The sequence below is a fragment of the Nonomuraea sp. NPDC049695 genome, from assembly GCF_040674955.1.
Classification (GTDB): Bacteria; Actinomycetota; Actinomycetes; order Streptosporangiales; family Streptosporangiaceae; genus Nonomuraea; species Nonomuraea helvata.
On the sequence record NZ_JBFANV010000170.1, the window covers coordinates 1 to 10,690 of the forward strand.

Annotated in this window: 10 protein-coding genes; 3 read left to right on the forward strand and 7 right to left on the reverse strand. The window is 67.3% G+C overall.

The features are described 5' to 3' along the window. Positions 1 to 91 precede the first annotated feature (91 nt). From AB0J64_RS55795 to AB0J64_RS55805, 3 genes are all read right to left on the reverse strand, one after another. Entirely contained in the window at positions 92 to 1,282 is a 1,191-nt protein-coding gene (locus AB0J64_RS55795; protein ID WP_364046491.1) for a hypothetical protein, read from the reverse strand. Continuing rightward, a complete protein-coding gene (locus AB0J64_RS55800) occupies positions 1,279 to 1,905 on the reverse strand; it encodes a hypothetical protein (RefSeq protein WP_364046493.1) in 627 nt (208 codons plus the stop codon). Before AB0J64_RS55800 ends, AB0J64_RS55795 begins: the two co-directional genes overlap by 4 nt. Positions 1,906 to 2,203: 298 nt before the next feature. Then, entirely contained in the window at positions 2,204 to 3,616 is a 1,413-nt protein-coding gene (locus AB0J64_RS55805) for a hypothetical protein (protein ID WP_364046495.1), read from the reverse strand. Positions 3,617 to 3,769: 153 nt separating this feature from the next. Here AB0J64_RS55805 and AB0J64_RS55810 point away from each other — a divergent pair, with 153 nt between their 5' ends. Then, positions 3,770 to 4,021: a helix-turn-helix transcriptional regulator gene (locus tag AB0J64_RS55810; RefSeq protein WP_364046497.1), complete on the forward strand. Its 252-nt coding sequence runs from the start codon at positions 3,770 to 3,772 to the stop codon at positions 4,019 to 4,021. 57 nt (positions 4,022 to 4,078) lie between these two features. Here AB0J64_RS55810 and AB0J64_RS55815 read toward each other — a convergent pair whose 3' ends face one another. Further along, positions 4,079 to 5,851, reverse strand: a complete 1,773-nt coding sequence (locus tag AB0J64_RS55815) for a hypothetical protein (RefSeq protein ID WP_364046499.1) — start codon at positions 5,849 to 5,851, stop codon at positions 4,079 to 4,081. A 74-nt stretch (positions 5,852 to 5,925) separates the two neighbouring features. Between AB0J64_RS55815 and AB0J64_RS55820 the strand changes: the two genes are divergently transcribed. Both AB0J64_RS55820 and AB0J64_RS55825 read left to right on the forward strand, forming a co-directional pair. Then, on the forward strand, positions 5,926 to 7,134 hold the full coding sequence (locus AB0J64_RS55820; RefSeq protein ID WP_364046501.1) for a hypothetical protein: 1,209 nt from the start codon (positions 5,926 to 5,928) through the stop codon (positions 7,132 to 7,134). 22 nt (positions 7,135 to 7,156) lie between these two features. Further along, a complete protein-coding gene (locus AB0J64_RS55825) occupies positions 7,157 to 7,501 on the forward strand; it encodes a hypothetical protein (RefSeq protein ID WP_364046503.1) in 345 nt (114 codons plus the stop codon). A gap of 386 nt (positions 7,502 to 7,887) precedes the next feature. Here the strand turns inward: AB0J64_RS55825 and AB0J64_RS55830 are convergent, their stop codons facing one another. The 3 genes from AB0J64_RS55830 to AB0J64_RS55840 all read right to left on the reverse strand — a co-directional run. Next, positions 7,888 to 8,010 carry a hypothetical protein gene (locus AB0J64_RS55830; protein ID WP_364046505.1) on the reverse strand — a complete coding sequence of 41 codons (123 nt, stop codon included), beginning with the start codon at positions 8,008 to 8,010 and terminating at the stop codon, positions 7,888 to 7,890. A gap of 300 nt (positions 8,011 to 8,310) precedes the next feature. Continuing rightward, positions 8,311 to 8,487, reverse strand: a complete 177-nt coding sequence (locus tag AB0J64_RS55835; RefSeq protein ID WP_364046507.1) for a tautomerase family protein — start codon at positions 8,485 to 8,487, stop codon at positions 8,311 to 8,313. 472 nt (positions 8,488 to 8,959) lie between these two features. Continuing rightward, on the reverse strand, positions 8,960 to 10,690 hold a 1,731-nt coding region (locus AB0J64_RS55840), incomplete at its 5' end, for an MFS transporter (protein ID WP_364046509.1).

A 10,690-nucleotide genomic window follows, 5' to 3' on the forward strand; every position in this document is an offset into this window, starting at 1 on the left:
CCCCTGGAAGTACTCAACGAGTCCCTCTCAACCCAAACAGCCGCATAGGCTCTACGCCCATAAGAAGGCTGTCCGGAATCACCGTGGCCCCTCACTCCTCGCGCGCCCACTGTTGAGCGGTGACTTTGGCGTCGCAACGTGGGCACACCGTCGGCTTGAGCGTATGGAAGAACGCCCGGGCCAGCGCCGCCTCGTGCGCGGCATGTACGGCGGCCGCCAAGCTTTGACGATGGTCTTCCAGCTGGTCATGCTGCGCGCGGGCCTCGGCCAGCTCGCGCTGCGCGAGCCCGGCCTGTTGCGTGGCCGCCGTCAACGCCCGATAGGCGACATCGAGGTCGCCGGCGGCCTGCCCTTCCGCGGGCAGCGCGGCAAGCCGGGCCCGGGCGGCATCGAGAGCGCGGCTGAGCTCCTCCAGCTTGCTCTTGCGGGCATGGGCATCGGCTTCGGCCCGTTGCCGAGCGGCCGACAGCTGAGCGGCCACCACTTTCTGCGCCACCGACGCGGTGACCATCGTCGATGCCCACGGCGCGCCAAGAAACAACTCAAGGAGGCGGGTGGGCAAGGCGTTCCTGGCCTCGTTGCCCAGCAGATGTCCCAGGCCGGATCGGTTGATGTGCAGTCCGCTGGCGTACGCCGGCCATGATAACTCGCCGGTCAAGGGCGGCCCTTGGACTCCTTCGGGCCGCTTTTGCTGGGTTCGCAGCGGTTCCAGGCCGAGACGGTCCATCATGAACGCGTCCATGAGTTCCTCGAACGTCTTGGCGTTGTCGAAGTCGACCAGCACGGCGCCGGTCTTCTGCGCGACGACCTGGCCACAGGGGCGGCCCTGGGTCACCGTCATCGCGACCGTCAGCGGCTCATCGTCCAGCAGGAACTCCAGACGGACCTGCCGAAGCCAGCTTTGCACGTCGCGTTGCAGGCCGCTGCGGCCCCGCAGGCACCACAGTATGATCTCCAACACGCTGGACTTGCCGGCTTCGTTCTTGCCGGAGGAGGCCAGGCACCACACTCCAGCCCCTGGACTCCAGGAGAAGTCGAAGGGCACCTGTGTGGTTGTGGCCTCACCGTCCGCAGCACCGTCCTCGACGGATGCCGGGCGAACGCCCCGAAAAGCGACGTGGGTCACCCGCAGCCGGTGAGGGCGCGGAAGAACGGTCTGAGGGCGCACGCCGTGCTCGGCCAGCACGGCGCGGACGACATCGGCAGGCTGCCGGGAGTCCTTAGTGATCTCCGCCAGCCACACCTCGACCGGACCGACCTGGTCGCCACTCGCTGCGCTCATGCCAATCCTTCCTGAACCAGGGCTGTGGCCAGTCTCTCGCGCACCCGCTCGGTGATACCGCCGATGAGTTGCCGTACGCCGGTGTGGGCGTATTCCGGGTGGTCGTACTGCAGTTGCTTGACCTGAGCGCCGGATAACCCCTGGACCGCGGCTGCGACATAGGTCGTTTGCTGGTCGTACCAGGCCAGCGCAGGCTCGGTTTCGCGGAGCCGCTGCGCTTGGCGTGCTCCGGCTTCGAGCAGGTAGTAATCGCGGCGCCGGACATGATCATCGGAAATGCACCCCAGTCTGCGGATGGCGATCAACTCGAGGTGGCGCAGCACGCTCAGCGCATTATCCAGCGACTCATATGCCCCGTGATCGTTGCGGAGCATGCGATAGGTATGGAGCTCCGGCTCGCGTTCGTCCAGGACAGCACGAGCCTGAAGAAGGCTCGACGCCGGGAGAAGCCCTTCCTCCCACCGAGAAATGATCAGATCAGCCAGATAATCCGGATTCCGGACGAGAAAATCGAGCTTTTGCAACTTACGCTGCGACTGGATGACGCGCACAGCCGTCGGCAGCGCATCCACCGCACCCGCGCAATCATCCCCGAGGCGATCAAGGATGAAGAGAACTCGCACGGCAGTCTGTCCCGACGTGGGTGAAGGGCCAGCAGCCATCACTTCCCCTAATCGTGAACTCCGCGCCCCCAGTTCATTTACGCGTACCCGGACTTTGGCGGCCCTCACCATATAACGGAACGTGCCAAAGATCCACATTTCGTATCGGCGTTCGTGGCAGATTCGTCTGGCGCGCGTCACACCGGTCGATGAACGCGCCCGGTACGCCGCGTACGCCCAGACTGGCAGGCACTCTGGGCTGCTCGGTGTGGCCTGCACAGCGCGTGAGCCACACCGACGGCGCGCCGATCGACGCGGCTCAACCTGGGACGCCGACGGCCTCGCCGGCGACGACATTGCCGGCGGGGCCGTGGGACGCGCTCGATGTCATGATCAGGTTGAACACTTCGCGCGGCGGGAGTTCGTCGTCCAAGGGCACCTCACCGTCGAGCAGCCAATCCAAGGCGGCAGCCAGGATATGTGGCGGGACGAGCGGCCCTCGGGCGTACACCACCCGCCACGGTGAGGGCGGCGAGGCCGGAAGAGACCAGACCGCGCTGCCGCTCTCGTCGTTGCCGGTGACCAGCAGGCCAACGTCCTGCCAGAAGGCCAGAAGCTCGGCCATGGTTTCGATGGGCGGGTCGTCGCAGGCCTCGATCAGGGTGGCGAAACCGGCCTGCCAACATTCCCACTCGTGCCGGGTCACGTGCAGGTGACGGCGCAGCTCCTGCACGGCAGGGTATTCGTCCAGTTCGGGGTCTTCACCGGCGGGGGGCAGGGGGAGATCAGGGGGCCGGATTCCGTCCCAGATGCTGGAGTCGAGCCACTGCTCTGGACTGGACCAGCGCTCGGGTGTCTGGGCGGCGGCGAGTTCGGCCAGGCGTGCGGTGGTGGCGCGCGGGCAGTCCAGCAGGGCGCCGATGATCTCCGCTGAACGGGGGCACAGCGTCGGCCAGCCGGTGTCGAACAAGGCCAGCATGGCCTGCTCGTCCTTGCCGAGGGCCAGCCCGGGATGCCCGTCGAAGGGAATGATCTGGCGGGGTCGGCTCGGTGTGGCGGGCAACTCGACCCGGTGAGGGCGGTGTCCATAGCGGTGGATCCAGGCGGTGGCCAACGTCAGGCGGTGTTCCTCGAGTGCGTCCTGGATGGCTTGCATGCGCCGGTCTTGGGCGGCGCGTAGCTTGTCGCGGCGCTGGCGTTCGGCGGGGGTGAGGTGCACGGCGCAGTGCTCTGAGCCGATGCCGGTGACGATGGTCTTGGCGCAGCGGTCCTTCTTCAGTGTGGTGCCGGCGCATTGCGCGTCGGGGTCCGGGTCCTCGCGGTAGGCGGCCTCCACGTCGCAGATGATCTGTGGGTCGATGGGCGGCCTCGACAGTTCCACGTCCGGGCGGACCTCGGCGGGGTCGGTGCCTGCCTCGCGGGCTTGGGCGAAGATGGAGCGGGCGCGGGGCGGGCCGCTGCCCCAGGCCGGGGCCAGCGGGAGCCGGGCTTCCATGATGGCGGTGGCGTGGGCGGCGTTGAGCAGCATGTCGCTGGCTTCACTGTGGATGTGGAGCTCTTCGCTGAGGTTGAGCCGCATACCGTTGATCAGCTGCAGGACGTTGCGGATCTCCCAGGACAGCTGGGCGGCCTGAATGAGCAGCCAGGCGGGTGAGAAGCCGCCATGGCGGTCGCGTCGGGGCGGGGTGATGGTGCGGGCCGGGAGGGATCGGTGCTGGCGGGAACGGGTCATGCCTCTTTCTCCAAAGGGGCTGCGAGAACGGCTGCACGCGTCGGGGTGCGGCTGCATACTTGCACGTCACAGCTGTGCGCTCAGGCGTCACTACCGCCATTTGTACCAACGTTGGTACAGACCTTTGAGGATCATGCCCGCCACCGTGGGTGAGTGCCCGAACCGATCACGCCACGCCTCGCTGAGCTGCGCAGACAGTTCGGCCTGCGGCTGCGCGAGCTCCGCGAAGGGCACGGCCTCACCCAGGAGCAACTGGGTGAGCTGGCCGAGGTCGACCGCAAGACGATCAACCGGATCGAGAACGGTATGTACAGCCCGCACCTTGACAAGGTGTTCCAGATCGCCGACGCGCTGCGGGTGCCGACCAGGGATCTGTTTGAGTGGAGTGGAGCGCCGGAGCATTGATGATGCCCCGGCCCCGGGGAAAGCCCACGCGATCGACCAGGCACCACAACCGAGTACCTACGTCGTGTGGTGCTGGTCTTCCTGGCGAGCTTCGGCCAGAGCGTAGGCGCTCCCGACGAAGTCTTCCGCCTCCCTCGTGAGCGCGTCCACCTCGGCTACAGGCTGAGCCTGCGCCTCGAGAGTTTCCAGGAGGACCGCAGTGATGTGGACGCGCAGCGCCTCAGGGGCATCTTCTGAAGCGCCGGTCGGCGTCGTTTCTTCAGCGAGGCCGGCGCGGATCGCGCCGAGTTTGCGTGCTTGACGCAGTCCCGTCTCGGCGGACAGCACCAGTTCGCTGAGTCCTTGCCGGGTCAGCCCCACGGTTTGCTCGGCGACCAGGCAGGTTAGGCGCGCCGCACGGACGGGTGCCTCTTGCGGGTGCACCGACCCGGCGAAGCCGCATACCCCGCACAGCAGCCATCCTGCGACGGCCTGCGGTTCGTGTCGATGAACCGCCCGGATGAGGGTGAGTAAGGTTTCCAGCGTTTCGAGGGGTTCCCGCCAGGCGCTGGGACGGGCGAAGGGCACGGCTGCGCTGCGCGGCTGCCAGCCGTCGGCCTGGGCTTGCTGGCTGAGCAGATCCGGGTGGAGGGGCAGATCAACCACATAGTCGGCCAGGAAACGGCGGTGGTCGTCGTCCGTGGTGTCGGTCAGTCCCTGGTCGTAGAGAACATGCAGCAACGCCAGCGTGCCGAACGTGGGGATCTCGGCCCCTGCGGCTATGGCGCGCAGGACGACATCGTCGCTCCAGAGAGGAGACCCGGTCTCCAGGGCGTGTTGTACTGCCGCCAGCCATGCGCCTTCGCGCTGCAAGGTGAAGGTCGGGCTCTGGGCCACCAGGTCGGCATCGAGACCGCCGGTCATGAGTTCCGTCACAAGGGTCAGATCCGCCACCGAGGCGATGTCCGTGAGTCGGGCCGCTTGCACCAGCTGGTGCATCCGGTCACCCAGATGGTCCCTCTCCTGCTGCGTGAGCTGGGACACGCGCAGGCCGGAGCCGGGTTCGACGCCGATGTTCATCGACGATTTCCGCACCTGATCGATGGCGATCGTGGTCATCGTGAGGTCGTCGTAGCACGGGGACGGCAGCTGGACCGCGGCGAAGCGCGCACGTAGTTCGGCGAAGCCGGCGACGGTTTGGGTGGCCAGATACAGCGTGCTGGTGTCGATCACCACGACCTGGTCCAGCGCGGCCTGAACGGCTGCTACCTCGGCGTCGAAGCGCTCGGGGTCGGCCTCGCCTGCGGGAATGAAGCCGGCTGCACGCTGCAGCAGCGCCAGCGCGTAAGGGCGGTTGGCCTGGCTGGCGAGAAGCCCGAGCGGGATGGCGCCGGCCAGGACATGGTCACGCAGATGTTGGGCGAGGCGGGCGCCCGGCTCCAGCATCTGGCGAAGCGCATCCGGATCGGTGACGTCTTGAGGATCGACCGGGCGCAGCGGCCCATCCGGGTGCAGGCGCAAATATGTCTCGAGGACGCCCTGGAACCGGGCGCCCAGGGCGGGCGGGAGGACGAGTGTGGGTGGCGGGGAACTGGGGAGCGAGTCGTCCTCGCGGGGAGGTTCGCCGGTGGCGAGGAGGATCGTGAGGAGCACCTGGCCGGTGAACTGGGTGTGTTCCGGAAAGCGTTCCACGAGATCGAGCAGTTCCTGGACAGTATCGGCCGACCATCCCGCCCGCGGCAGCACGGCCGCCTTGAGCTGCGCCTGGGTAAGGGTGAACACCGGCGGGAGCAACGCCGTGTAAGCCCGGAGCGCGAGGTCGGGCTGGCGTGCAAACCAGCGTGCGATCAATCCCCAAATGAGTCACGGTCTAATCATGGTGTGGGTCGCCGTGGCGCGCTGAGGCGGCGTTCAGCCAGTCCGTTGTGTTCATGGTCGAGTTAGGGGCCATGGGGCCTGTGGTGGTTGAGCCGGTGGTCAACCGGGAGAAGCTGCTAGAGCTGTTGGCGCTGCAGACGGAGTATCCCGAGCTGGATTTCAAGGCAGGTTGCGACTTGCGGCGTGGGTGTACTGATCACAAGCGCAATCTGGTGGAGCTGGCCAAGGACGTCGCGGCGATGTCGGTGGTCGGCGGATATGTGGTGATCGGTGTGGACAAGCGCGGCGCCCCCACCGGGCGTCTCACGGACGCGCAAGTGGAGATGCTCGACGAGGCGAGGCTACGGCCGATGCTGCTGTCCTGGTTGCCGGACAGCCTGGTCATCCGCACGCAGGCTCACGACGTTGAGGACGCACAGGTCGCGTTGGTGTATGTCGCTCCGAATCCCGCCGGATGTGTCTTCTTCAAGGCCGATGGTCAGTATGGTCAGGACAAGTCGGCTCGGGCGGTCTTCCGGCAGGGCGAGGTCTATTTCCGCGATGGGACCGAGAGCCGCAGGCTGACGCAGCAGGGCCTGGAACTGGTCATTGCTCGCCGGGTCGCGTCGGCGCACGCCGAGTGGGAGCAAGCGCATGCAGCCGAATACCGCCGTCTGGCCGAGCAACTGCGCAGCGGCAGCGTGGCCCAGGAGACTGCGCGAGGTCCCGCGGCAGAGATCAACTGGGAGCTGAAGCCGGAGCGACTGGCCGCCGTCGGTGTCGAGCTGCTGCGCAGCCAGGATGACATCCCGCTCCGGCTGCTCCTGACGCAGGTGCCAGCCCGCGCCCGCGGGCTGCTGCGTGACGGGGACTTGGAGGAGCTGACCGGGCTTCTCGACCGGCTGGTGTGCCTGATCGCCCTGTTCGTGACTCTTGAACGTCCCGCGTGGTTCGACCGGGGCGTGGCTGCCTTGGCAGAGATCTATGAGCTGCCTCTGGCCGAACCGGGGGGCCAGCACAGTACTCCGCCGGTGGTGACGGTCACCTTCTGGTTGCGGGTGGCAGAACGGGTGCTGGGGGTAGGCGCCCTGGCGGTGCGTCGGGGTGACTGGGGCGTGGTGCGCCGGTTGGCTGCCCCATCGTGTGCCGGATGTCGATGGGCGTCGACGCCGCACCTGGATTCGGCATGCGGTCGTGATGACGTCCCGGGCAGGTCTCCTGCAAGCACAGCGCGGGGAGCGACCCATTCAGCTGTCGCTGCTCAGCCTGGCTCGTGATGTCATCCGTCATCTGGAACCTTTGCGGCCCGACGCCGAGGCCGAAGACGAGCAGATCCTGACCAGCTTGACCCGGTTCGATTTCGTGGCGTGTCTGGTGGCGGTCTATGGCGGCGCGGATTACTACCCCAACTTCGCGAGGTACCGCGCCGACCGCACCACTTCCCTTACCTCTCAACTGGTGCACGATCGCGAACTGCGGCAGGCGTTGGCATTCGACGACGACTCTCGCCTTGCTGCCGCTCTTGTCGAGGTCGATCGGACGGCTCAGCGGGAGGGCTTCTTCTACGATGGCTGGGAAGGCTATCCCGACGACGTCATGCGGTTCGTTGCCGCCCACCTGCCGTCTGCCGACAAACAAGCGTGATCTCGTTCGCTGGCCCGGCAGCCGGCCCACTGGATCTGAAATCCACAAACTGGGCCGGAGAGAACGGCTCCACCTTCGGCCCGATGGGATGAGCATCCTGGCCTGCCAGTAGGAGTGGAACGGTGAACCGCGTTTGGTGTCACATCTGTTGACGCTGTGCGGGATGATGATCGGCGGCGGCCCCGTCGTGATCTCGGGTGGGAGCCACTGACCAGCCGATATCTCTACAGGAGAGGTGCCTGCTGGCCCTGCCGGGGATGACGGCGGAGCAGCGTGCGCAGCGTTGGCGAAGGCGGCCCAGGCGCGTACGACATCGCAGCGGTGGTCCGCGACGCGGGCAAGGCCGCGGACATCGCCGCCACGAACGTCGAGCTGAGGATCGCCGACTACAGCGATCCGGAGACCTTGAAGAGCGCTTTCCAGGCCGGATCCGCCTCCGCTGTGGCCAGTAGCTCGTCGATGACGAGACGGCCCAGCTGTCTGGTGGCTGCGGTGACAACAATGCTCATGGCGGAATTCTCCGCTCGGGCGAAGGTGAGGTGGCTATCTCGTCGGCCGGTGGGCGGCTTTCGGTTGCGTCGCTAGCTGAGGGCTATCTGGCTCTGTGCCTCGCGGCCCCATTTCTCGCGGCCGTTCTTCGTCGCTCCACGTAGGTGTGCAACGGCGACCATCAGACCGGGATCAGCGTCGGCGTGTTGGAGAGCTGTTGAGCCGACGCGAGCGGGGTGTCGAGGGTTGTGTCAGGGTCTGGGTCCGACATCGAACGCATCGGCCAGCGCCTGGGCGGTGTATACCTGCCCTCCGACACCTCATCCGCCGTCAGCCCCCTCCACGACGAGCACGTTCACGTACGGCCGGACCGCCTCGCGCTGTTCGACCTCGACCAGCAGGTCGGTGACGCCTGCAATGACTATATGCTTCTGTGCCTGGCTGAAGGTGTCTGCGGGGACGTGGACGGTGGCGAAGGGTATGGGTACCTCCTTCACGCAGGTGAAGGACATCGCAGATCGTGTGGGCTGGGCCGGTCGAAGCGTCGTGCGCGCGGATGGGCGACCGGTTCGCTGGCGTCGGTAGGAGGCTCGGACAGAGCAGGGTGACAGCGTTGGCGCCGCCTCGCTCGACCAACTGGCGGAAGGAGTCGGGGTCGGTGTCCATGCCCTGGCGGAAGGCGGTCAGAGTGGGGCCACCACAACTGGCGGGTGCCCTGGGAGGGCGGATTGTCGCCGTGGCCCCCCGGATCGGGGTGGTTACGGGTGTGACGCAGAGCGCTCGCTCCGCCTGTAGGCGTCTTCGCGTCAGCACCACAACTTTCGTCGGCCGCTTACCATCAAAGCCCTGGCCGACGGCCGCCAGGTAATCTGGCCATCCACCTCCAAGGCCATGGCCGTCTCCAAGGCCATGGCCGCCTACCGACGCTTCCAACGGGCCACCGGCACTACCCTCGACGGTTCACTCCAATCACAGTCGGCCGGGAGCGGGGCCATCATCGTCTCGCTCGGGGGTGAGAATCGTTTGATCAAGGGTGGCGACACTGTCCGCCGCTTCGGTGGCGATGGCCACCGATCGGGCCACGCCGGGCTTGTCGAGGCTAGTACGGAGGGTGACCGGCTTGAGCAGGACGGCCGCGAGGATGCCGAGGACGGCGACGGCGGCGCAGATGAGAAAGATGAGCCCGGTGGCATCGCCGTAGGCGGCACGGACAATCTCTTGGGCGGCGGGCGGCAGCGCGCCGGAGTTCTGGCCGTCAAGATGGCCGAGGCCCGCGGTGGTGAGGCCGCGGGTGATCTGGTCGCTGACGTGGCGGGCCAGGACGGCGCCGAGCACGGTGACGCCGATGGTGCCGCCCAGGGAGCGGAAGAAGGACACGGTGGAACTGGCCGCGCCGATGTCCTTGAGCGGTACGGCGTTCTGTACCACGAGCACGAAGTTCTGCATGGTCATGCCCACCCCGAGCCCGACGCAGAGCATGGCCACGCTCATGAGGATGAGCGAGGTGGTGTGGTCGATGAGCCCGAGCCCGGTGAACCCGGCCGCCAGGAGAGTGGTGCCGGCGACGATGTACGGCTTGACCTTCCCGCTCCTGCTGATCAGCCGTCCGGCGACGATGGAGGAGAGGAGGATGCCGCCCATCATGGGGATGGTCAGCAAGCCCGCCTGAGTGGCGGTGTAGCCGCGGCCGGCCTGGAAGTACTGGCTGAGGAAGACGGCGGCGCCGAACATGGCGGTGCCGACGGCGAGGCTGCCGATGATGGCCAGCGCGGTGGTGCGCTGCCGGACGATGCCGAGCGGGATGACGGGTTCGGCGGCGCGGGTCTCCACCCATAGCGCGGCGGCCAGCAGCACCAGCGATCCGGCGACCAGGGCTCCGGTCTGCCAGGACACCCAGCCGAAGGCGTCGCCGACGAAGGAGATCCAGATGAGCAGCACACTGACGCCCGCGGCGATCAGCGTCCCGCCCAGGTAGTCGATCTTCACATCGGCGCGGCGGATGACGGGCAGCCGCAACGTGCGCTGCAGCAGGACTAGTGAGAGCGCGGCGACCGGGATGCCGATGAGGAAGCACCAGCGCCAGCCCAGCCACGAGGTGTCCACGATGAGGCCGCCGAGCAGCGGCCCGCCGATGGTGGAGGTGGCCGTGACGCTGCTGAGGTAGCCGGCGTAGCGGCCGCGTTCCCTGGGCGGGATCATCGCCGCGAGCACGATCTGCACGAGTGCCTGCACGCCGCCGACCCCGACGCCCTGCACGGCGCGGGAGGCGATGAGCTGCCCGGGGTCCTGGCTCAGTCCCGCCGCCACAGAGCCGAGCACGAACGCGACGACCGCGGCCTGGACGAGGGTCTTCTTGCTGAACAGGTCGGCCAGCTTGCCCCAGATCGGAGTGGTGGCGGTCGTGGTGAGCAGGGTCGCGGTGACGATCCAGGTGTACTGCGTCTGTGTGCCCTGCAACGCGCCGATGATCTTCGGTAGCGCGGTCGAGACCACGGTGCTGCTGAGCGTTGCGACGAAGAGTGCGAGGAGCAGGCCGCTGAGCGCCACGAGCACTTGTCGCTGGGAGAGGGGCGGTGCGGCCGCGGGCTCGTTCGTCGCGGCGGTGTTCTTCACGGGGTGGCTCCAGGGTATGGGGCGGCCGGCGATGCTGGCGGGGACGGGCCTGGTGATCGCGGTCAGCCTGGGCATCTGGCAGGGCAC